Source organism: Novipirellula herctigrandis, from assembly GCA_007859835.1.
In the GTDB taxonomy this organism is placed as follows: Bacteria; Planctomycetota; Planctomycetia; order Pirellulales; family Pirellulaceae; genus Novipirellula_A; species Novipirellula_A herctigrandis.
In genome coordinates, this window is the sequence record SJPJ01000001.1 from 379,693 (window position 1) to 402,718 (window position 23,026).

The following is a 23,026-nucleotide window of genomic DNA, read 5'->3' on the forward strand; positions in this document are numbered from 1 at the left end:
TGACTAGACAAGAGTTGTAATTAGTTTTCGGACGAAGTCACGTTGAGTTGGGACAGCAATTTCGCAACCGCCTCCGCCCATCCCGCTGCGCCTTGTGCCGTGGCAACAATGCCGCGATCCGCATCTACACGAACGCCAAGCCCGTTAGGAGTCGGGATACCGATCGGCACATCCGCTAGATCTAGCATGCTTTGGTCAATCGGACTATCACCGATGGCCGCCACCACGGCATTTCCATCGGGGTGCAACAAACGTTTCGCGACTTGCTGCATCGCTTTACCCTTGCTAGTTCGCCCCGCGACATGCCAAAAGCGACCGCCCTTGGTTAATGTCAGTTGATGTTTATTTAAGGTTTGCTCAAACTCAGAGCGATGCGCTTCGCTGTCATCCCACAACAAAGGTTCGGTCCCCTGACGCGCAAGTGCCATCTGGGCTTTGTCCTCCGATAACTGTGTCTCGCTCATCACGCCCGCCAGCCCCAGGTCAGCAAAGGAACGAAACCGAAACTGCGGTTTCAGGCTATGGAGCAGATCAAGAATAACGTCACGTGATGCACCGATTACCTCGCTCTTGCTCGCGGGTTTGGATTCTTCGTTGCCACAGTGAAGGCCAGAGCCCCAGTAAATGACAGACCCGTTTTCGGAGATGAACGGATTGCCTGTGAGACCTAGCTCATTGGCGAGCTGCTTCATTTCCAGCACCGTTTTGCTGGAATTCATCACTACAGGAATCTTGCATTGTCGCAACGCGTCGAGTGTCTCCGACGCCGGAGTCCAGTCGTAATCGTGCTTATTCAGCAGACATCCATCTAGGTCCGTGAAGAGTATCAGTGGTGTCGCAGTAGGCAGCATGCGGGCAAGTTTAGGCAAACGGCGAGCCGTTCGCAACTGAGCAAAAAAAAGACCAAATTGCGATGGCAGATGCGATGGAAAACCCTGGCTAACTGCTACGAATACCAATCATTGGCCGATCAAGTGTGACGATCGGGAGCTTCAGCGATACTTTGACGAATCAAGCCGGGTAAATGGATCTTGGGTTGGTTCGCTCAGCGGGGACACCCCCGAGACGTATCATAAACACGGGCATCGTTAAACAAGCGAGCGAGGTGAAGAACGTCAACACAAATGGCCGAAATCTTGATTCCCAATGTTCGCCCAAAGTTGCCTTGGTGACCTACAAGGCGCAACCTAGCCCCCAAACGCCGTGCCAACGCGATTTCGTTTGCCCGCGGGTTGCGGTGGCTAAAACGGTCTGCTGCAGGAATTCAGTTGGAACGAGTTTTTTCAATTTTTACCGTTAGCGAAACTTTTGCGACGCCTACCGCAGAGTTTCAACCACACACCAAACGAGTCACCTCGAAACCGATAGCCATTTACTGTACAATGTATACCGATTGCGACAGACTCCCGACAGTTGCGACGTTCGTTCTACATCTATTCGTTTGCTGTTCAATTATCGCCGCACTTGTGGACTGAGTTTGCGTCGAATTCTGGTATCGGTCGAATTCTGGTATCGGTCGAATTCTGGTATCGTTGGTGAAGATGCCCATCCGGGCAACCAACTTGGAATTGATTGGCAGCGGACCTCATTATCGCGGGAGAGACCTATGTCGACCACAAACGCAACCGACTGGGAACATCTACTCACAACGAGACAACAACCCGTCATGAGCCTTCTCGACAAAGAGAATCATCTTAAAATTACACTTATCAGCCTGCATGGGCTGGTTCGAGCGAATGATCCCGAATTGGGTTGCGATGCTGATACGGGAGGCCAAGTCAAGTACGTTTTAGAACTTGCCAAGGAACTAGCCGCTCAGCCGCAAGTGCGCGAAGTGGAGTTGCTGACAAGACAGATACTGGATTCCAAAGTAGATCCTTGTTACGCGCAGTTGGAAGAACAGATTGCTGAGAATGCGAAGCTGATTCGAATTCCGTTTGGTCCCAAACGATACTTAAAGAAAGAAGCCTTGTGGGCTCATCTCGAATTATTTGTTGATCAAACGCTCGTCCATTTCCGTCGGCACGGATTACCCGACATCATTCACGGGCACTATGCCGACGCCGGGATGGCCGGAGCTCAGTTAGCTCGATTGTTGCATATCCCCTATGTATTTACCGGCCATTCACTTGGACGCGTCAAACGCCAGCGACTTTCGACGGGAAAGAAAAGTAGTGAGTTATTGGAACGTCGCTATCGATTTGGGCCGCGAACCGAAGCGGAAGAGTTCGCACTCGAAACGGCCGCGATGGTCGTTACCAGCACAAGCCAAGAAGTCGAACAACAATACTCGTTGTACGACCACTATGTACCGGACCGCATGGAAGTGATTCCTCCGGGAGTCGACTTGGATCAGTTTTCGCCGCCGACCGACGACTGGGAGCCGCCGAAAATTGGCGATGAATTAGCTCGGTTTTTGCAGCATCCCGACAAGCCAATGATCTTAACCTTGGCTCGCCCTGATGAACGTAAAAACTTAGAAAAGTTGGTCGAAGTTTACGGTAATAGCGAGGAACTGCAAAAGGTCGCCAACTTGGTGATGCTGATGGGAACTCGCGACGATCTCTCCGACCTGCCCAAGGGACAGCGCACCGTTCTTCAAAATGTGATGCGTCTGATTGATCACTACGATCTATACGGCAAAGTCGCTTATCCGAAATCCCATACAACGTTTGATGTTCCGGAGCTTTACCGGTTGGCAACTGCTGGCAAAGGCGTCTTTATTAATCCTGCGTTGACTGAGCCCTTTGGATTAACATTGCTTGAAGCTGGTGCGACTGGCTTACCGATCGTCGCAACCAACGATGGTGGCCCGCGAGACATCGTCGCGAATTGCAACAACGGTTTGCTAATCGACCCGCATGATGGCGAGGCAATCGAGAAGGCGCTGCTGCGAGTCCTTACGGAACCGGAACAGTGGCAAGAATGGTCCGAAGCAGGAATCGTTGGAACGCGTAAGCACTACTCTTGGCATAACCATGCGCGTCGGTACTTGAGAGATTTGAATGACATTTTGGAACATTCGGCCAAGCCAGTGTTGCAAGATGGTGCGCGTGCTCGCCGGATACCCGAATTTGATCGATTGATAATCACCGATTTGGATAACACACTCACGGGAGATGACGAGGCACTCGGTGAATTCAATGAATTGATTCGGGAACACGAGAACATTGGGTTCGGTATTGCCACCGGGCGAACGTTGGATTCAGCGATGAATTTGATTGAAGACCTTGGGTTGCCTCGCCCCGATTTAATCGATACCGACGCAGGAACGCAGTTGCACTATGGCGAAAAACTGACCCCCGACCGATCATGGCAAAACCAGATTGCGGATGCTTGGCAGCCCGAGGAGATTCGCAAGGTCTTGGACAACTTACCTGGGTTCTATCTCCAGCCGGATGATCACCAATCAAAATACAAGATCAGCTACGAAATCGATCCCGAAAAATCGCCATCCCCGACTGCCGTAAAAAAAATTCTACGCGCGGCGGGGTTACGTGCTAAGGTTATATTGTCCTTGGAAATGTATCTGGACATTCTGCCAGTACGCGGTGGCAGCGACTTGTCGATGCGACATTTGCTTTGGAAATGGGGTTTTTCTCCTGAACATGTGCTGGTTGCAGGGGATTCGGGCAACGATGCCGGAATGTTATTGGGCCGTACGCTCGGTGTTGTGGTAGCCAATCACGGGCCGGAATTGAACCGTTTGCGAAACCGACCTCGAATATATTTCGCAAAAGCTGCGCATGCCCGCGGAATACTTGAAGGCATTCAATACTACAACTTCCTGGATAACATTGTCATCCCGAATGATCGCATCGAATCCTAATGGAACACCATCGCGCGGATCCCGTTCTGGCGACGTTCCCTACCAATTCGAAGCTGATCTTTCGCTAAAGCGTCTACGCCCTCGTTTGGATATCACGTGGCAACAATTGGGCCTGGATTCGAAACGCGCACAAGAGTTCGAGGGACGCCTTGCCGAGCACTGGTATCCATTGTTCGGCTTGTTAATGGAGTTGTACGGCACGCGCTATGACTTCTTTTATCATCTAGAACGGATCCTGGTCACGACGGCGGAAGCATGGGCGACACGATCACCCGAACTTCGAGCCCAGGATCATCATCGCATTAACGAACCCGATTGGTTCGCGACTCAGAAAGTAGTCGGTGGTGCACTATATGTGGATCTATTCAGCGAAAATCTAGGCAAGTTGCGAGAGTACATTGGTTACTTCAAAGACTTGGGGCTAACCTATCTGCACTTGATGCCGTTATTCGCCGTTCGACCGGGGGACAATGATGGCGGTTACGCGATCAGCAATTACCGAAGTATCGATCCTCGCTTGGGGACGATCGATGATTTACGTCTCCTTGCCGATGAAATGCGCGAAGCTGGAATCGTGTTGGTGCTCGATTTTGTCTTCAATCACACTTCCGAGGATCATCAATGGGCGTTACAAGCACAAGCAGGCGATCCGGAATATCAGGACTTCTATTACATTTTTCCGAATCGTGATGTGCCGGATCAATATGAGCGAACGTTGCGCGAGATATTTCCGACGGTGCGACGGGGCAATTTCACGTGGCACGATGGAATGCAGCAATGGGTGTGGACAACGTTTAACAGTTTCCAATGGGATTTGAATTACAGCAATCCCGCCGTTTTTCGGTCGATGCTCGAAGAGATGTTTTTCATTGCAAACACCGGTGTCGATATGCTCCGGCTAGACGCTGTGGCCTTCATCTGGAAAGAGATGGGCACCAGTTGTGAGAATCTTGCCGAAGCTCACACCCTGATCCAAGCATTTAATCGCTTGACGCGGATCGCGACTCCGGGGTTATTGTTTAAGTCCGAGGCGATTGTGCACCCCGACGATGTTGTGAAATACATCGGCGAGCATGAATGTCAACTATCGTACAACCCCACGTTGATGGCACTCTTGTGGGAATCATTGGCTACACGGAATGTCAAACTGCTAGCGCGTTCGTTAAGCCACCGACATAAATTGCCGGGCCATACTGCGTGGGTCAATTATTTACGCTGCCATGATGACATCGGATGGACGTTTGATGACGCGGATGCGGCAGCCGTCGGAATTAATGGATATGACCATCGAAATTTTTTGAATCGTTTTTACACCGGACAATTTGAAAATTCCTTTGCTCGTGGCGTTCCCTTCCAGGAAAACGCCGAAACCGGCGATATGCGAATTTCAGGGACCCTGGCTTCACTGGCAGGCCTTGAACAAGCGGTCGAGGAGGACTCCGAAGAGCTAAAAGAGCTTGCGATTCGGCGAATTCTTTTGTTGCAAGGCATCTCGATGAGCATCGGTGGAATTCCTTTGTTGTACCTTGGTGAAGAATGGGGCATGCTGAACGATTACGATTTCGTTAAAGATCCCGCCAAGGCCGGTGACACGCGATGGATTCATCGACCGAAAATGCAGTGGCAGTATTTGACCGAACTCGACGACCACATCGCGTCGGGAACCGGTTCGATTCGTTCGCGGATCTTCCTCGCTTCCCAAAGTCTGATTACGTTGCGAAAGTCATTGCCCGCGCTATCGGGTCAGCAAATGAAAATTGTGGACATTGGCAATCCGCACGTTCTATGCTTCGTTCGCATGCACGAGGCCCATCGTTTGATTGTGCTTGCCAATTTCAGCGAATCACCGCAAAAAGTCGCTGGCAACCTTTTGCGTACTTCGGGACTTGGAAGATTCTTTGAAGATGCAATTTCCGGCGAATCGGTTGCGACCAGTGAACCGAAACAACTTGAACCTTATCAAATCATGTGGCTGCAACGAGCATAAAACATGATCGCGAAACGACATGAACAATAATCCTGGTGTCCTGGCAACCGATCTCGACGGAACGCTGATTCCCCTTAGCGGCAACCAATCAAACCATCGCGATCTGGTTCAGCTGAGTGAGCATTTCCAATCCTGTGAAGACACGCTTGTGTTCGTCACCGGCCGGCATTTTGATTCGGCTCATCAAGCCATACGCGATCACCAATTGCCGCGACCCGATTGGATTATTTGCGATGTCGGTACCACAATTTGTCGTTCCAAGGCCGATGGCAGTTGGGAGCCTTCTGAAGCCTATGCTGATGTTTTGACGAAGATCGTCTGTTCAAGTTCGTTCCACGAAATTCGAGCTCAGCTAGTTTCCATTCCCCAACTTCGTTTGCAGGAAGCTGAGAAACAAGGAAAATTTAAACTCAGCTTCTATTGTGAAGGACACGATGTCGACGTTTTGGCTAGCCGAGTGAAGGCCTGTGTCGGCAAACATCCTTTTAGTATCGTTTCCAGTGTCGATCCGTTCAATGGTGACGGGCTGATTGATCTGCTACCACTGAATGCTTCGAAAGCGTTTGCGTTAAGATGGTGGGCACAATCTCAGCAGCATGACGAAACACGAGTGGTTTTTGCGGGCGACTCAGGGAACGACATGGCAGCACTAACCGCGGGTTATCTATCGATTGTGGTTGGCAATGCGAGTGAGCATGTGATCGAGCACGCATCCAAAGCTCATCAGCGGGCTGGGTGGGTAGATCGACTCTATATTGCAAGTGCCGTTGCTACGAGCGGTGTGGTTGAAGGATGTCGCCATTACGGGATGATCCCTAGCGAGTAGGTTTCTCGGTTCTGGCATCAATACTTTCCGCTTGGGCAAACGACGTTCCGCTTGGGCCGGCATCGTACTCGGCAATCCATACTGACATCCAAGTCTAGCTGTGGTCAAATGATCGTTGTTTTTTATCTTGCCAAGCGATGACCATTGCAGTCCTGAGGAAAGAGCAGACCATTGGAACACATTTGGAACGAGCGCTATTCTGCAATCGGTTTTGCATATGGCTTGGAGCCGAATTCATTTTTGGTGTCCGTCGCCCATCAAATGCCGCGTGGCCCGGTTCTGTCGTTCGGCGAAGGCGAAGGACGCAACGCGGTTTATCTTGCTAAACTTGGATACGATGTGACAGCGGTAGATCAAAGTGCAGTCGGCTTGGCAAAGGCAGTTGAGTTAGCTCGCAAACAGAATGTTTCGATCAAAACAATTCATGCTGACCTTCGTGATTTTGAGATCAAGCCGAACTCCTGGTCCGGGATCTACTCGATTTTCTGTCACTTACCAACCTCAATGCGGGTTTCGTTGCACTCACAGGTTGCGACGGGACTTCGCACTGGTGGGATGTTTGCTTTGGAAGCTTACACGCCCGAGCAATGCGGACGGGGAACAGGCGGGCCGCCGAATCCGGACTTGATGATGTCGTTAGCGATGCTGCAACAGGAACTTGATGGTTTGGACATTCTGCATGGTTATGAGTTGGAACGCGAGGTCGTCGAAGGCAAGTACCATACCGGGATCGGTTCGGTTGTTCAAATTCTAGCGCGTCGAACATCCCAACTATGAACCCTATTTTGGAAGTTGCTGGTCTATCGCTGCGTTGTTCCTCGATGGCGATAATATGCAACTTTCTCGCGGATAGCATCTCATGATTGATCGAATTTCGATTTCAGGCTACCGATCTCTTCGCTCGATCATTTTGCGTCTTGGCGCATTGAATGTTGTCACGGGCGCGAACGGTTCGGGAAAATCGAACTTGTATCGTGCATTGCGTCTGCTGGCTGACGCGGGGGATGGAAGACTTGTTCATTCACTCGCGAGCGAGGGTGGTTTTGACTCGGTTCGCTGGGCTGGTCCCGAACTGATCACAAACGAGATGATTCGAGGCGAAGTGCCGATCCAGGGTACCGTTCGTAAGAAGCCGGTCAGCTTGCGACTTGGCTTCACATCACAGCCCTTTAGTTACAGTCTCGAACTTGGGTTGCCTCAACCGTCCCAGTCGATGTTCGATAGTGATCCGGAGGTAAAACGAGAATGCCTGTGGCGTGGAATAAGTATGGAAGCCAAGACGCTCTGTGCCGACCGGCGGCAAGGTAACCTACGGTGCCGCTCTGCCAAAGGAAAATGGCGAGATGTGGAATTGCCTCTTGGAACGCATGACAGCATGTTGTCGGAATATGCAGATCCGTTCGCAGCGCCAGAGCTTATCGTCATGCGTGAGATCCTACGCTCGTGGCGGTTCTATGACACGTTTCGTACGGACGCTGATGCACCGGCACGGCGTGCATCGGTTGGCACATTCACGCCGATTATGTCGAGTGACGGCAGTGATTTAGCGGCAGCTTTACAGACGATCCGCGAAATCGGAGACGCACGCAGTTTATGCCGAGCGGTTGACGATGCGTTCCCAGGGTCGCAAATTCACATTCGATCGTCTGAATTTGGCATGCAGTTGAGTTTGCAGCAACCAGGTATGTTACGCGAGCTATCGGCAGCGGAATTGTCCGATGGAACATTGAGGTATTTGTTGCTCATCGCGGCACTGTTGACGCCGCGGCCACCTGAACTACTCGTATTGAACGAGCCCGAGAATAGCCTGCATCCGGATCTGATCCCATCACTTGCGAGTTTGATCACATTGGCATCGGAGCAAAGCCAAATCATTGTTGTCAGCCACAATAACGCCCTTGTAAAAGAACTTCACTCCGATGAAATTTGCGTGCCCATTCGTTTAGAGAAACGGTTGGGCGAAACGATCATTCAGAATGCGAACGCGTTAGACCAATACGGTTGGAATTGGCCATCAAGGTAGCTACTGCTATTACGTTGCTGAAAACAGAAGCTCGTTTATCGCAGTTGTGTTTCGTGCATCGCAAGAATTCATTGAGCCACTCCGTACGCCGTTTAGATTTCTGCACAGCGTGGCGCTACGGTTCAGCGCGGCCTATGTAAAACTTAGCAAAGCACTTGGACTCTATTTCGGAACAGCGACTTCTTCGCCGAGCACACTTAGAATGAAGTTCGTTTGTTTCTTGCGAATGTCGGGTTTACTAAATTCTGGGCCACCGTGTCCCGCTCCTTCGATAATGTGAAGCGTGGTTGGAACGTTCGCTGCCTGAAGAGCTTTGTGCATCGCTTCACTTTGATTCGGAGGCACCGTGCGATCGCTTTTCCCGTGAAGGATCAGAAACGGAGGATCCTCTTTGTCAACATACGTGATCGGGTTGACTCGTTTGATTCCATCGGGCTTGTCAAGCACACGCCCACCGCCGAGAAGTTTGGATTCCGGAGAACCATCCTTGTTATGACTCTCGAAGCCGTTTGTAACGACGAATTTGTTAAAATCGGTGGGACCATAAAGGTCAACGACTGCTTGCACGCGGCTCGATTGATCCGGCCAACCGCCATTGCCCTCAAGCTCTGGGACGTCGCCAGACGTGCCTACCAACGCAGCAAGATGTCCCCCCGCGGAACTGCCACCAACGGCGATACGCTCAGGGTCAATGTTGTATTTCAAAGCGTGCGCTCGAAGGAAACGAATCGCGCATTTACAGTCTTGGATCTGCGCTGGGAATGACGCCTCTCCGGTCAATCGGTATTCGATCGTTGCCCCCACAAACCCGTTTTTCACTAGTGGCGTCACTTGGCGAATGCCACCGTCTTTGGTGCCGCCTTGCCAACCCCCGCCATGAATCCATACGTAAACCGGTGCCGGCGCGTCCGAGCGGTTCTTAGGCAGTACGAGATGCATTGTTAAATCGCGTTGCCCCCCTTTGCCGAAAACCAGATCTCGTTCAATTGCAACATCTCCGGCAGCGGCAAAATTTCGCTGCCGCCCCATCCGTGATTGTCTTACCGATGCGGCAAAATCGAGTTGGGTGAGAACATCGTCGCGATCGAGATCAAAGCGTTGAAACAATCGGGGCGGGCCTTTGAATTCATCCTTGGTCACTTTGCCATCCTTGTTTGCGTCCTCACGCCGCAGAATCTCTTCGAATGTGATTCGAGGTCGCTGAGTCAGTGGTACCGCTATCGGTTGTCGCGGTGTTTCTGTTTGTGTCTGCTGACCAAAGGCCGAAGTGGCGACCAAGGTCACGATAAGAAATCCAATCTTCGTATGATGCATGGTTGCCTCATGTGCGTTGTTTATTGCAGCTTGATAGTATCCAACCAAGCGATCCGCCATGCAACCATGGATCCATCAATTTGATTTGATTGAAGGCACTGCGGAACTACGACCGAGCAACGAAAAATGGCGAGCGTTTCTTAATGAAACGTTCGCCATTGATTCAATCTCGATCATTGTGAGAGTTATGTTTGGCTCCGCTACTCGAATCAGCTACGGGAAAAGCTTAGGCCGCCGTTGGTTGCACCATCGAGCTTGAAGGTGAAGCTATTCTCGCTCCCTGTCCACGTTCCCGTCATTTGCTGCAAATCGTTGGACCGGACCAAGGTCAGTTGACCGTTTTCGAGTCGGAATTGGCCGCTGAAACTGCTGGACTTGCCCTCTTTTGTCGCTGTCCAAGCGAAGCTGCCATCGTTGTTCAATTTCAGATCTACCGATTGGTTTCCAGGCAAGCTAACTTTCCAGCTGCCGACATGGCTGGCGACCGGCTGTGAAGTGGATGTCGGTGAAGCCGCAGCGGTAAACTCTGGAATTTGCGACGCGGTCGTCGCTGCATTCTCCGTTGCCGGTGCGTTCAACGACGCCAGCATCTGCAACGCGGACGATTCGGAGTTCGTTGACGTTGTCGCTTGCTGAACGACTACTGATGGTTTCTGTGCCGCGGCAACCGAACGTCCCGGCGAAGAGTTGCGTTGTGTCTTTGGAGTCGGTTGCGAAACAACGCGGGGTCTTGGGACCGATTGTGTGGGTGCAGATTGTACCGGGGCCGCTTGTACCGGGGCCGCTTGGATCGGGGCCGCTTGGATCGGGGCCGCTTGGATCGGAAGCGATTGGTAACTGACTTGTGAAGTAGCGGGAGCGTAAGTCGGCTGCTGGTAGGCAGGTTGTGAGTATACCGATTGCGAATAGCTTGGCTGATGGTAAGCAGGTTGTGAGTAGGAAGGCCGCGAATAGGAGGGACGCGAGACCGATCGGCGAAAACCGCCGCCACCGCCACATGCTTGCGCCGAAGGAATACCGGAGGTAGCTAAGGATGTTGCGGCAGCGAAAGCGACGACGATGTTTTTGAATGAACGTTTCATGGTTTCGATTCCTAATTACATGATAATGAGTGTGAGTTGCGGCGATTTGTCTTCTCTTGTGATCGCCTTCTAATACACCAAGCGAGACGCCGACCAAAGCGTTACAAGCTTTCCCAAGAAATTTTTCCCGCACACCCTATCGGTTTGAAAAGTGGCAAGTCCGCGATCGTGCCCGAGACCTTGCCGTGGCGCAAATTTCGCACTCGCGGATACTTCACAAGTCAAGCCGCCAATCAGTTCGCCAACCATGAAGCAAGCGTTTCCTTTGCGGTCTTTTCCTCTGTTTTTGGCTTTAATTCCTTGTTCATGGCCGAGGCGATGCGGGCAACATATTCGATCGTTCCTTCGAGTGCCTCATCGGGAGCTGTGGCATCAAGCTTCGCGACGAAAATCACCAAATGTTCGCCTGAAGCATTCTTTTCAACCGCCCACGATCCAATTTTGGTGGCCGAACTTTGGCGAAGCAGACGCATCATCAAGTCCGCTTTCGGTGCATCCTTGGAAACTGAAACCAGCGACCATATTTTTCGCACGTCCGCTCGTTTAAAGTACTCGGTGTCTTTGGCCACGAAGACCACTTGCGACTTACCCTCGGATAACGTTTGCTCGATTTCGTAATGACCCGTTGCATGTTTTTGATGTTTGATGTTCGCGGAATCGAGCAATTGCTTGGTCGGCAGTGGAGCTTGTTTCCAGTTGCTGCTAATGAACGACTTGATTTCGGTGACGTCGACACAGTAGCTGACCAAGGCGTTTTGCGGTGAAAACGACTGGGCGATGGCAATCAGTTTGCCCTCGCCATCGACCACTGGGCCTCCACTATCGCCAGGTTTGATGGGGCTTTGGATTTCGACGACCTGGAATTCGTGCTCGCCATGATTCGACTTAAACTTCTTGTCGTAGACGGTTCGAACCGTGCCCGAGGTATTGACCCACAACACATCACTGCCGCCGGGATTTCCGATCACGTCGACTGGTGAGCCCGTTTTCGTGCTCGATTCCGCCAACTCAATCACTTTTGCTCGCTCAGGGACCTTGGGCAGCTGAATCAAAGCCAGATCCAATTTGCGGTCAATCGCAACCACTTTGCCCGGTTGGGCGAGTTTCAAGACATTATCAAGGTAGTGTTTACGCTTCACCTTCGGCAAATCGTTGACCAGGTCGGGAAAAAACACCACTGCCGACCGACTGTCTCCGACGACGTGCGCGTTGGTCAAAACAAGCCGCTTTTCCTTGTCAACAAACACGCCAGTTCCCGTCGACGTTTCATCATCGGCATCGCTAGTGATGATCCACACCGTTGATTTAAGCGTTTGTGAGTACTTGTCGGCATCCGCGGAAGCGTTTTCCATCGGCAGCGTCAGAAAGCACGTCGCGAAAAGGCCGCAAATGATTGGCGGTAGTGACTGTTTTGAATGGAGCAAGCTCATGGTATCACCTGTGGATGTTTTGTCGGGAATGGTTGGGGGCTCTAATTCAAAGCGGGAAAGTGGCGAAAGTGTTACAGACCGTTATTTAGCTATCTTGAAATCCAAAGTCACAGCAGCGTTTCCCTTCGCATCGATCACTGCCAGCCGGAAACTCTCGGCTGTGGATTGCGAAACCGTACAGTTGAGCGTCGTCTTGTCGTCACCTGCCAAGGTCAACTTGTTTCCCGAACGTGACGCTTTGCCCTTTGATACAGTCGATTTGCCCGATTTGATATGAACCAATTGAAAACGGGCGTTGGAGCTAATTTGGATCGCAAACGCTTCGCCACTTGGCAACGACGCAGACCAGGTTCCCACGAGTGAAAACCACGTCTTTTCCTGTCGAGAGTCGGTTTTCCGGGCGATACCCGGATCATTTTTCTCCTCGGTCGTGGACCAAAGTTTGGCGTTTTGATCGGCCAAATTCGCCCGCTTGAGCAGATCGGCTTTCAAATCGGTCGCCGTGATGTCGCGATTGTCAAACGACCATCGCAATTGGATGCGTTTAGTATCGCTCTGATAGGCAAAGAACGCACCGTTTGCTGCGTCCCCGGCGGTCAGCAGCTGCAACAGCGTTTCTTTGTCGAGGCCTTGGCTCGCATCCACCTTAGCAAGCGACATTTCACAGACGATCCGATCTTTGTCGACGTCTACGGTCATCGTGACGGGGAATGACCATCCGGCGTGTTTCAACTGAAATGCCGCCGAATTGCCTTTCGCTTTCGCGTCGTACCCGGCTGCCGTCAAGGTTCGCACTAGTAACGCGGTACTGGTGATTCGTCCGATTCGTTGGTCTTTCTCGATCACCGCGACCTCTTTCACTGTTTCGATGTCTTTCTCGAACACCGATTCCATGGCGACTTGTGAAAACAGGGTCTCGTCAGCGTCAACGGAAACAACGTGGCTTAGCAATGTGAGCAGTACGGCAGTGGTAAGTCGGAAACGCATGGGCACGCCTTTGGATGTTTCAAGTCGGTTCATTGAGGTCAGGATTCGCGTGACACGCACGCGTTACTACTTATCCCAAGCGAAAAGGGGAGTGGAATGTTACGCAGCAGCAAATCGAAAAAGCTTTTTCAAAATTTCCGTAACACATCGGCGATTCATTCGCTTGGCCAGTTAGTCAAGCAGACTCAGCAGCGACGGAGGGACAACGGCAGACCTCTCGCATGCTTCTATGAAACTTCTCTGCCAAACACTGGAGAACAGTACGATGTTGAACCGAATCCTTTTCGCAGTTGCCCCGATGATCTTGGTCGCTAGCTCGGTTGTCGCCGAGGACAACTTGTTGTCCAAAATCGCAAACATGGACCTGAACGACTCGATCGCCTCCGTCACCGACAGTGACAATCTTGGCCAAGCCGATGTCGATTCCTTGCTGAACGAGGGCGAAGAAGCGAGTGGTGAAGAGGCGATCGCCGCTTGCTTCCGCCGCATCGGGTATGGCTATCGACACGGCGGCTACCGTAGCTATCACAGCTACTACCGCCCCTGCTACAACACTTATAGCTACGGCTACTCGTCTTCCTACTACCCACGGTACCGCAGCTACACGCCGTGCTACAGCTACTACACACCGGTTTACACTAGCTACTGGGGATGCTGGTAACACGATGGTTTGTTGAAGCAGAAACGATCTAACTCTCAAGCCCGGCAACCGAGTGCAATCACGGTTACCGGGCTTTTTTAATCAAAAAACAAAACACATTACAAAAGGCAAAACTCATGAACCGTTCCATTCTCAGTCTCGTCGTCCTAACCGTTGGGCTATCCATCGGCATGTCGCGGCAAGCTCATTCACAACAGGTCAACGCATCCCAACTCTTTGGGCATGTCACGCGCTGTGATCATGTGATCGATCTGATTGTTCAGCACGGCGTCAACAACTGCTTCAATCGATCGACATCGCTTCTACAGGCCACACCTTATGGGGCATTTCAGATCCAAAGCACGGAACTTGGTGATCTCGAAATCATTAGCGTAAACCAAATAGAAAACAGCGATTCCAATTGCGGTCCAACCTTCGCGGTCGTAATCCAAAACCAAAGTACGCGAAGCGTTTCAGGTTTCCATGTTTCTGCGGTCGCCGTGTTCGGGCGAATTTGTCCAACCTCACCAAGTGTGACAACAAAAATGGACTGTATCGAGGCGGGACAAGCAACCGAGGTACATCTGCAACTGCCAATCGACGCACTAGCGATGGGCATTCGAAACGGTCAACCTGTTGGTTACCAGCGGTTGGTCATCGCAATCGACAGTTACGATGAACTGTTGGAAACCGATGAGGCGAATAACTTAAAAGCGTATGATGCCGCATCGATCGCGTTCGTTGCAACGGTATCAGAGCAAGCGGTTCAGGCCGTTACGGACGTTAACGAAACGGTTCAAACGCAAACGCATTCAATCACTCCGCAAACTGCGTCGCCCCAAACAATAGCACCTGTCGTTGAGGCAAAGCCGGATGCACTCCGTTCGGCAATCAAGATGCTCGATACTGGCAGCACGATTAGCGCTGCCGCCAGTCAACTGTGAACCTTGTAGAAATTGCATGCCTCGCAGGTGAAACGCAACGCAGGCTGCCGGCCTGCAACTGCCGTTGGAAATCGTCAGCTTGTGTTTAGGAATCCACCTCGCCAGGAACCGACGATACTTTCCTGGATAAGACCGTTCCCATCATGCCCCACGCGTTGACGATCACACGGTAGGCGAAAAACGAAGCCAATAGACCAAGTAACGCGGCTCCGATCACCGTCAAACGAAAGCCCTGCGAAGCGGTCTCGCTCAAAATCATTAACATCGCACCGAGTAGCGGAATGACTGCCGCGATCAACAAATAGTATTCGCAGCGACGCTCCATCTGCTTCGCACGTTGGTCAAATTCACGGTCCTGCATCGTACCGCTCAAACAAAGCGGATAAAAAACGTGCGTCGACAGCAATGCCATACCAAAAAAAGGATAGATCATTGCCACACCGCCACAAATCATCGACGAGAGGACGAAATGCACAGCCTGCGTCCATACAAACTCGTGAAAGAGTGTCGACATGACAAGCGAAAACACAATGCCCGACGTCAACCACAACGAACCACTCAACCTCGCTGCACGATGTCCCAGTTCTAACGCTTCTCCTAAGTCGGCTGAATCGACTCGTACGCCACGCCTTGCTGCATCCACTGCGCGAACGATCCTTCGCGAATACCAAATCACAACGCATGCGGCAAACGGGAAAACTGTCAAGTTGACGAACCACGAAACTTGCTGGAGTCCCAAACGCATTCCATCGGTCGACATCACCTGTTGGTAGTTGTATTCGTAGTTAAGAATTCCGGCAGCCATGTTTGGTAACAGAATGACGGTCGACGCAACCACCCACGGTGGCCATTTCGCAACCCTAAGGCTGAACGATTTTTCAGCGGGATCAAACAAAGCTGCCGCTTCGGGGTGAAGCGACAACCGCAATCGACCTGCCATTTCGTCGCCATCGACAAAACGATCTTCGGGAGAATGCGATAAAGCTTTACGCAATACTTTCTCCAACACTCGCTCCGATGCACTACCGAATTGACGCGGCGCGGTCAATGGTTTGCTACGCGAAACTAACTGTGACTGCACCGCTTCGCTCCACGACATAGCGTAACGATCGTAATCAAACGGACGCTCGCCCTGCCATAGTTCCCAAAGAAGAACCCCCAGCGAATACAGGTCGGCGCGTTCTTGAACCTGTTCAGGTTTGTCGAGTGCTTCGGCGCTGATCGCGCGCAAATGCTCGGGCGCCATATAGCCGATTGATCCACCGAATGACGCAGCGGCGCCCGCACGACCCGCAGCACCGGCGAAACTGACATTGAAATCGGCCAACTGGGGGATGCACTCGGCGGACAACAACACGTTTGCCGGCTTTACGTCGCGATGTAGAACGCCGTGTCGATGTGCTTCACCAAGCGCCTTAGCCATCTGGACTCCCATCCAGGCAACCACTGCTGGCCACGGAGCCGATCGAATCCATTGACGAACCAATGAACGCTCGGGGACCGCCTGAGCGGCTCGCAACAAATTCCCATCAACAGCATCCACCAACAATCGGCTATCGCAATGCCCGTCTTGGCAATCTCGCGCGGCATAAACAACATCGGACAATGTGCCACCGGGATGGTACTGCATGTAAAGCAAATGCAGACCCTGTTCCAAATCCGTTCGCTGGTCAAACACACGAACGATATTGGGATGGTCGAACTGAGCAAGTGCTTGGGATTCGTCGCCGCCGCCGCGTGAAATTTTTAGAGCGACAAGACGGTGCATCGAAACTTGCCGGGCCAAATAAACATGCGCGAATGCGCCTTGCCCAAGTTTTTGAATCAACAAGAAATCGTCGACCTGGCTACCCAACGGTAACTCAGGCGGTACCGAACGCGTTCGAACCGCCCCGGTTACTTCAGCCGAGTGGAGTAGTGGATGCAGAAGCTCGGCGTGTTGCGGAAAGCGTTCGCAGTAGTCTTCGTATGAGCAATCTTGACCTGCGTCCTTTCGTAACTGGATCTCTTCCATCACCATGTCGAGCGGCACCTTCGATACCGACAATCGGTCCGGCATCGCTTCGATATAATCCTCAATCCGTTCGATCGTCCCTTTATCGGCCGCCAAAGCCATGTTTAGTTTGATCAATTCCACCAGGACAAAGTGTTGCGTTTCGGTGTCCGTTTCGGGCAACATTTCTTGAAGACGCAGACGCTCGCCACAATGCCCTTGAATTGCTAACCGTTCCAACGCCAATTCGATGTTCGCATCGGCGTTCGCTTCGGCATCAAGCTTTGCTTTTTCAGAGGAAGCCATCGGGTCCGTCATGACTGACTTGATAGAAGAATAGTAGAACGAACAATAGGTAGACGAGGTGGGAAAATCATGGTTTTGCGATTCCACGACCTTACTGTAAGCTGTTAGGGGGATCGAAGCCACCTCCTAAACGGATGCGAAAAGATGGACTCAGCGAACCAATCGGAACTCGTCGATCGAATCAAGAAATATGACGCTGAAGCGTTAGCGAGTTTTATCGATGTCAATCGCCAGCAATTGATGGGATTCCTGAAATCGATCACCGCAGATCGGCTGCTCAGCGTTGTCGAGTTGGACGACCTTGTTCAAGAGGTTTCCACAGCCGCATTGACCGGATTGAAAACCGCCCCATTGGATCAGTACGAACCGATGCAGTGGATTCAACAGATCGCGCGCCGTCGCGTCGTCGACGCGCATCGCTTTCATTTTGATGCCAAACGACGTGACGCCGGACGTCAACAATCGATCCATGCGGATGAAAAACAGGGTTCGCCGTCGCTTGGAATTGAGCAAATGCTCGCCGCCAGTATGACATCGCCGAGTGCTGCTTACAGCCGCGATGTGCGAATGAATCGAATGCAAGCGGCGATTGAGGAATTGACTGACGAACAGAAGTCGGCGGTTCGCATGCGATATGCCGATGGGCTACAAACAAAACAGATTGCTGAAAAGCTCGGCAAGACCGATGTAGCCGTTCGTGTTTTATTATCACGCAGTATGCGGCAACTGGAAAAGCGACTGGATGATGTCAAACCCACTCGCCAATAGCCACCCACTCCTCAATAGCAAGGTCGTGTTGCCTCATGTCGTTGTGGCCAATTCAAAGGCCACGAACGAAACGCAGACATTTTAACGAGCCATCCACTGCAAAATCGACTAGATGATTCGTTAGGGGACACCCTAGGTGACCAGCGCACACAGCTTGATCGGGAGTGTATGATGTATCGGTTCAGCACATGCCGAGAGTGTGATCGCTCGCGCGGACTTCTGAAATAGCCTCACAACTTCCCACCTCTAAAGAGCTCTCTCATGATGCGATCTTTCTACCTTGTTGCGGTTGCCTTCGTTGCGGTAGCCTCCGTTGCGGTTGCCCCTGCGATCGGCGATGACACGACCGAAACGAAACCGCCTACGCTCTGTGTCGGAAATTATCAAACAGAAGCGGAAGCGGTACAACAGTTGAAACGGTTTGCCGCCGGTTACTCAACTCGACAAGAGTGGAACGCCCGAGCGAAGAAGATTCGGAAACAAATTCTTACTGGCACTGAACTGTGGCCGCTGCCTGAGCGGACGCCGCTGAACCCGATCATCCGAAAGAAACGCGATTACGACGGCTATTCTGTTGAAGCGGCGGCCTTCGAGGCTCGGCCCGGTTTCTTTGTCTTTGGCAACTTATATCGACCGGCCGGCCAAAAAGGTCCATTCCCCGGGGTCCTTTGCCCCCATGGTCATGCCCGAGGACCAGAGGGGGGACGATTGCGTGCCGATCATCAACATCGATGCGCAACGTTGGCTCGGATGGGGGCGGTCGTCTTCGCTTATGACATGGTCGGCTTCGGCGACTCCGAACAACATGGCTGGGACCACAAGCACTCGCAGGTGATGACGCTGCAGACGTGGAGTAGCATTCGAGCACTCGATTTCCTTCAATCACTTCCCGATGTTGAGCCCGAGATGCTCGCGGTAACCGGTTGTTCGGGCGGAGGGACTCAAACGTTTCTGCTGTCCGCTATTGACGATCGGGTGAAGGTGTCTGTTCCGGTCGTGATGGTGTCGGCCCATTTCTTTGGCGGGTGTCAGTGCGAAAGTGGCATGCCGATTCACAAGACCGAGAAGCTTGAGACTAGCAACGTCGAAATCGCCGCGCTGGCCGCGCCGAGACTCATGCTACTGGTTTCCGTTGGCGGTGATTGGACGAAGAACACACCGAAAGTGGAATACCCGTACATTCAGAATGTTTACAAGTTGTACGGAGCGGTTTCGAACGTCCAAAACCGACACTTCCCACAAGAAGATCATGGCTACCAAGTCAAAAAACGCCAGGCGGTGTATCCATTCATGGTCAAGCATTTGAACCTCAACTCGTCAGGTGTCTTGGATCGCGATACGGGGTTGTTCGACGAAAGCAAAAACACCATCGAAACTGTCGCACTGCAACGCGTGTTCGATAATGATTATCCACTGCCGGATCACGCGGTAAAACCAGGCTCCATCATTGCGTTTCGCTAACTGAACGCGTGTCTGATGTTCCCATGGTGGAACACGGATCGTTTCGCTTGGCGGTTCTCGATTAGCTCACGGGTCAGGCGTAACGCTTGATTTCGTTGAACTGTATCGACGCGATACAGAATTTTCCTGTCGCAGTTTAAACTCGGTGAATTCCATTAGTAGGAACGTTCTGCCTCTGATTCGGTTTCACGAACTTATGCCGCGCCCACAATGAATGTGTCACGCAATCGTGCGATAAGGCACGCCGTTGGAAGCCCCGACTGTGTGAGGATGCCACACCTGTTGCTTTGCTCTTGAAGACAGATGGAGGCTGATCGACAATTCCTCACGCTTTTCGAGTGTCGAATGCCAACCACATGCGTCACTGACAAATTTTTTGTTCTCGCAATCCGTTGTAAGCTTCGCTTGGCACGACGTTTTCAGCCGCAATCGAGCTCATCCTCAAGCAATACGAGACCCGAATTGAGCAACCTCCGAGGCCCACCATGTATCGGACCGCTACCGCGAATGTCACTGTCCCATCTGTACGAGCATGCAATCCAATAAGGCTTGCGATTTGCCTCAGCGTCTTCTTAGCGATGATGTTGTTGGTCGTTAGCGAACGCACGCTAGCGGAATCGGTTTTCAGTCCGCTGCCGGGAACCGACAACATGGGGTTCTTGATCCGATTCAAGGCTTTCGACTCGACAAATCCGATTCGGCGATGCAGCGTGCAAATGCGGGCCTATGGCAGTTTCAACGGGCTTGTATTCGAAGGAACTGCAGCGGGAAACGGCGATAATTTCGAAGGAAAGTACGACTACGACTCGACGTTGGTTGCAAAATGGAATCCCACTTTCACAAAGATTGAATCGTTCCGCGTCAACCGTGTCGAACGATTCCAAGATGAGACCGTTCGGTATGACATTCAGGGAAATGACATTTCCCTTAGTTCATACTCAAGCACCGGAAATAAAACGCTGACTTACACCCTTAAAGGTTCCGACATCGCTGCGAGCATAACTCGTTGTGTGGTGACGATAAGTCGATCAAAGGGTGACCAGCCTGACCTGCGATCAACAAGGGCAAGCTTCATTGACGGGAGCATCGAGTTCAGGTTGCCAGGAGAAAAAAGTGACAAACGAATTCAAATCCTTCCGTCAAAGACGAAGTTCGGATACGGACAGGTCCGTATTTTGGCGTTTCCGAAACAGGAAATTCGGTTGCTAATTCCAAAGGGATGTTACAACATTGAGTTTTCTCCGTCAGACAATCCAAGAAAAATTGAACTAACGTGCGATGAACATGGCAAGGCCACAGCAACGATCCGGTACCTTGTCTCGAATCTTCAAGAACTGAACAACGTCGCCACGACGCAAATCGAAGGCTACCAAAAGGCTGGCCCGCATTGGATTTCGTTTGCCAAGTGCCAATTCAACATTCTCCATAACTGGCAACGATTAATCGCCGAGTTCCGCGATGAAAGCCGATGTAGGGCTGCGAAGTCAAATCCCTTCATCGTGTCTCAAATGGCCTTCATCGGAAATGACCCAAACACGGCATTGGCTGGTCCACTGCACAACATGCTCTGCTCTCTGCAGGCAACGCGAAAAACTCTGAATGAATCATTGCAGCGTGATGGTGTGGAAATCCCACACGTTCCCTTTTTAACCTATGAAGGAATGAATGTATTCACATGCCAGGCTTACCAGCGACGACTACTGTCATGGTTTTATAATAAACGGTTTAGCGACAGCCCCTGGGTTGCATCGACGGTAAACGGTATTGAATGCCTTCCCTATTCGATCGTCGGCGGCATGCACAAGTTTGTAGGCCTGATGCCGGCAGGAATCTCTACAAACGATCGGATGGTCGGTGCATCCGGAACCCAAATTTATCTTGATCCTTGGTGGCACCAACGTCCAGAGGTTTTCTCGGTGGATCAAATGACAGCCTCGGCTCTGGCTTATCCAATGGTGACGCTGCTTACCCTTCCCGCAAGTGCACCCGTTTTTATTCTCACCGGCACTGCGTTACATGTTGTTGCACCCGCTGTGGCAGCGATGTCAAATTCGCAAGGCGAGGAAACGTGGAAGGAAATCGCAGCCAACATAGTGGGAAAATCCAGTGCCAGTTTAACCGGCCGAATCGATCTAGATTCCGATGCCTTTTCGATACTCAGAAAGGATATGATAACCTTTGATGATATCGAAACCGTTAGAAATCAAAGCACGGATTTCCAAATACCCTCTGGCCCAATCTCCGACATTGGCACGGGTATCACTGGAATTCAAAAATGGCATCAAGCCATTGAGGATGTCGAAACGATCTGCGACACCATTTGGATGTTCCGCTGCCCGTTGGAAGTCACAATCGCAACTGACAATGGATCATTGACTTGTGATTTGGTAGAGCGACGATATGAGGGCGCTTTCCCAGGATGGGCGATCTCCTATCCAGAAACCGATGGGTCGCAGGGGCTTATCCTGTCAGTGCCTCGCGGCGTTGCACAAAATCTTACCGTCAAAGTGCTCCGGGATGCCCCACGAATTGATGTGACGCACGCTTCATTCAGTTCCAATCGAGCCTCGCATTTCGAGATACTCAACGCCAATCGACAAGACGAATTTAGGTTAAACGATTTTGCCATGGGCAATGTATCGATGACCGACGCTTACTCACATCAAATACCGGCCACCGAAACCGCGTTACTTTCTCCTAGAGTCTCAATGCGAGAGACATTTGAAACCGAGACGAGCGACTCCGAGGCGAGGATTAAAAATGCACGTCAATCCGCTACCAAGGACGGTTCGGGAATCTCCGAAATCGTACGCCGACCGCCAGTCGTCCACCGTCGTCAAGTCGTCACACCTGAGCAGCGAGAATCAACCATCAGTGATCTCCGCAATTTAGGCGTCGACGTACTAACATCACTAAGCTCCGCCGATACTGTGCTTTCGTTGGATTTTCGTGGTCTCGAAATCGATGACAAGCACCTGATGCATTTGTCGGATGTTGACAACAAATTCTTTGGAATCATCTTTCTAAATGGATGCAACGTCAGCGACTCGGGCCTTATGGAAATTGGGAAATTACAAAACCTGGTGTTCCTCGGCCTCGATGATACGCCAATCACGGACGACGGTATTCGACACCTCGCGAACATGCCAACGTTGGAACATCTATGCCTCTCCAACACCAGTGTAACCGACAAGTGCATCCCGTACTTAACCATGATCAGCAGCCTGAAGTTCCTGTATCTCGAAGAAACACAAATTACAGGCGCGGGGGCCAAGGAAATCCAGAAATACTTGCCAAACTGCGATATCACCAAGTAACGAGCACCTAGACGAGAAGCTGGAAACAAGAAAGGCAAGAAAAAGCAAGAAAGGGCCACCCAGTTGTTGAAGCAAGAAAGGGCAAGAAAGGGCGGCAAGAAAGAGCCACCCAGTTTTTG

General features: G+C 51.6%; 16 protein-coding genes. 10 read left to right on the plus strand and 6 right to left on the minus strand.

Annotated features, from left to right (window positions below; genetic code table 11):
• Window positions 1-20 precede the first annotated feature (20 nt).
• Complete coding sequence (locus tag CA13_RS01330; RefSeq protein WP_146394086.1) at window positions 21-851, minus strand: HAD-IIB family hydrolase; 831 nt, start codon at window positions 849-851, stop codon at window positions 21-23.
• 755 nt (window positions 852-1,606) lie between these two features.
• Between CA13_RS01330 and CA13_RS01335 the strand changes: the two genes are divergently transcribed.
• The 5 genes from CA13_RS01335 to CA13_RS01355 all read left to right on the plus strand — a co-directional run bounded on the left by CA13_RS01335 (window position 1,607) and on the right by CA13_RS01355 (window position 8,665).
• Entirely contained in the window at window positions 1,607-3,829 is a 2,223-nt protein-coding gene (locus tag CA13_RS01335; protein ID WP_473087432.1) for an HAD-IIB family hydrolase, read from the plus strand.
• Complete coding sequence (locus tag CA13_RS01340; protein WP_146394088.1) at window positions 3,810-5,816, plus strand: amylosucrase; 2,007 nt, start codon at window positions 3,810-3,812, stop codon at window positions 5,814-5,816. The genes CA13_RS01335 and CA13_RS01340 overlap by 20 nt, the downstream gene beginning before the upstream one ends.
• A 19-nt stretch (window positions 5,817-5,835) precedes the next feature.
• A complete protein-coding gene (locus tag CA13_RS01345; RefSeq protein WP_146394090.1) occupies window positions 5,836-6,642 on the plus strand; it encodes an HAD-IIB family hydrolase in 807 nt (268 codons plus the stop codon).
• 171 nt (window positions 6,643-6,813) lie between these two features.
• On the plus strand, window positions 6,814-7,419 hold the full coding sequence (locus CA13_RS01350; RefSeq protein WP_473087433.1) for a class I SAM-dependent methyltransferase: 606 nt from the start codon (window positions 6,814-6,816) through the stop codon (window positions 7,417-7,419).
• Window positions 7,420-7,501: 82 nt separating this feature from the next.
• Entirely contained in the window at window positions 7,502-8,665 is a 1,164-nt protein-coding gene (locus tag CA13_RS01355) for an AAA family ATPase (protein WP_146394092.1), read from the plus strand.
• A gap of 162 nt (window positions 8,666-8,827) precedes the next feature.
• Here CA13_RS01355 and CA13_RS01360 read toward each other — a convergent pair whose 3' ends face one another.
• The 4 genes from CA13_RS01360 to CA13_RS01375 all read right to left on the minus strand — a co-directional run bounded on the left by CA13_RS01360 (window position 8,828) and on the right by CA13_RS01375 (window position 13,478).
• Complete coding sequence (locus CA13_RS01360; RefSeq protein WP_146394094.1) at window positions 8,828-9,979, minus strand: alpha/beta hydrolase fold domain-containing protein; 1,152 nt, start codon at window positions 9,977-9,979, stop codon at window positions 8,828-8,830.
• A 209-nt stretch (window positions 9,980-10,188) separates the two neighbouring features.
• Window positions 10,189-11,061 carry a hypothetical protein gene (locus CA13_RS01365; RefSeq protein ID WP_146394097.1) on the minus strand — a complete coding sequence of 291 codons (873 nt, stop codon included), beginning with the start codon at window positions 11,059-11,061 and terminating at the stop codon, window positions 10,189-10,191.
• A 233-nt stretch (window positions 11,062-11,294) separates the two neighbouring features.
• Window positions 11,295-12,491: a S1 family peptidase gene (locus CA13_RS01370; protein WP_146394099.1), complete on the minus strand. Its 1,197-nt coding sequence runs from the start codon at window positions 12,489-12,491 to the stop codon at window positions 11,295-11,297.
• A gap of 81 nt (window positions 12,492-12,572) precedes the next feature.
• A complete protein-coding gene (locus CA13_RS01375) occupies window positions 12,573-13,478 on the minus strand; it encodes a type III secretion system chaperone (RefSeq protein WP_419193809.1) in 906 nt (301 codons plus the stop codon).
• A 265-nt stretch (window positions 13,479-13,743) separates the two neighbouring features.
• Between CA13_RS01375 and CA13_RS01380 the strand changes: the two genes are divergently transcribed.
• Both CA13_RS01380 and CA13_RS01385 read left to right on the plus strand, forming a co-directional pair.
• Window positions 13,744-14,139, plus strand: coding sequence for a hypothetical protein (locus tag CA13_RS01380; RefSeq protein WP_146394101.1), 396 nt, complete (start codon window positions 13,744-13,746; stop codon window positions 14,137-14,139).
• A 116-nt stretch (window positions 14,140-14,255) separates the two neighbouring features.
• Window positions 14,256-15,062, plus strand: coding sequence for a hypothetical protein (locus CA13_RS01385; protein WP_146394103.1), 807 nt, complete (start codon window positions 14,256-14,258; stop codon window positions 15,060-15,062).
• Window positions 15,063-15,147: 85 nt separating this feature from the next.
• On the opposite strand, the gene CA13_RS01390 is transcribed toward CA13_RS01385, so the two are convergent.
• Window positions 15,148-17,361 (minus strand): serine/threonine protein kinase, encoded by a 2,214-nt coding sequence (locus CA13_RS01390; RefSeq protein WP_146394105.1) that lies wholly within the window; start codon window positions 17,359-17,361, stop codon window positions 15,148-15,150.
• Between the two features lie 144 nt (window positions 17,362-17,505).
• Between CA13_RS01390 and CA13_RS01395 the strand changes: the two genes are divergently transcribed.
• From CA13_RS01395 to CA13_RS01405, 3 genes are all read left to right on the plus strand, one after another.
• Window positions 17,506-18,129, plus strand: a complete 624-nt coding sequence (locus CA13_RS01395; protein ID WP_146394107.1) for an RNA polymerase sigma factor — start codon at window positions 17,506-17,508, stop codon at window positions 18,127-18,129.
• Between the two features lie 261 nt (window positions 18,130-18,390).
• On the plus strand, window positions 18,391-19,590 hold the full coding sequence (locus tag CA13_RS01400; RefSeq protein ID WP_419193810.1) for an alpha/beta hydrolase family protein: 1,200 nt from the start codon (window positions 18,391-18,393) through the stop codon (window positions 19,588-19,590).
• Window positions 19,591-20,075: 485 nt separating this feature from the next.
• Window positions 20,076-22,907: a leucine-rich repeat domain-containing protein gene (locus CA13_RS01405; RefSeq protein ID WP_146394109.1), complete on the plus strand. Its 2,832-nt coding sequence runs from the start codon at window positions 20,076-20,078 to the stop codon at window positions 22,905-22,907.
• Window positions 22,908-23,026: the final 119 nt, after the last annotated feature.

Coding starts and splice junctions, on each gene's coding strand:
- CA13_RS01345 (WP_146394090.1), top strand. CDS start 5,836: ATGAACAATAATCCTGGTGTCCTGGCAACCGATCTCGACGGAACGCTG.
- CA13_RS01370 (WP_146394099.1), bottom strand. CDS start 12,491: ATGAGCTTGCTCCATTCAAAACAGTCACTACCGCCAATCATTTGCGGC.
- CA13_RS01380 (WP_146394101.1), top strand. CDS start 13,744: ATGTTGAACCGAATCCTTTTCGCAGTTGCCCCGATGATCTTGGTCGCT.
- CA13_RS01385 (WP_146394103.1), top strand. CDS start 14,256: ATGAACCGTTCCATTCTCAGTCTCGTCGTCCTAACCGTTGGGCTATCC.
- CA13_RS01365 (WP_146394097.1), bottom strand. CDS start 11,061: ATGAAACGTTCATTCAAAAACATCGTCGTCGCTTTCGCTGCCGCAACA.
- CA13_RS01395 (WP_146394107.1), top strand. CDS start 17,506: ATGGACTCAGCGAACCAATCGGAACTCGTCGATCGAATCAAGAAATAT.
- CA13_RS01335 (WP_473087432.1), top strand. CDS start 1,607: ATGTCGACCACAAACGCAACCGACTGGGAACATCTACTCACAACGAGA.
- CA13_RS01330 (WP_146394086.1), bottom strand. CDS start 851: ATGCTGCCTACTGCGACACCACTGATACTCTTCACGGACCTAGATGGA.
- CA13_RS01355 (WP_146394092.1), top strand. CDS start 7,502: ATGATTGATCGAATTTCGATTTCAGGCTACCGATCTCTTCGCTCGATC.
- CA13_RS01360 (WP_146394094.1), bottom strand. CDS start 9,979: ATGCATCATACGAAGATTGGATTTCTTATCGTGACCTTGGTCGCCACT.
- CA13_RS01375 (WP_419193809.1), bottom strand. CDS start 13,478: ATGCGTTTCCGACTTACCACTGCCGTACTGCTCACATTGCTAAGCCAC.
- CA13_RS01340 (WP_146394088.1), top strand. CDS start 3,810: ATGATCGCATCGAATCCTAATGGAACACCATCGCGCGGATCCCGTTCT.
- CA13_RS01405 (WP_146394109.1), top strand. CDS start 20,076: ATGTATCGGACCGCTACCGCGAATGTCACTGTCCCATCTGTACGAGCA.
- CA13_RS01390 (WP_146394105.1), bottom strand. CDS start 17,361: ATGGCTTCCTCTGAAAAAGCAAAGCTTGATGCCGAAGCGAACGCCGAT.
- CA13_RS01400 (WP_419193810.1), top strand. CDS start 18,391: ATGATGCGATCTTTCTACCTTGTTGCGGTTGCCTTCGTTGCGGTAGCC.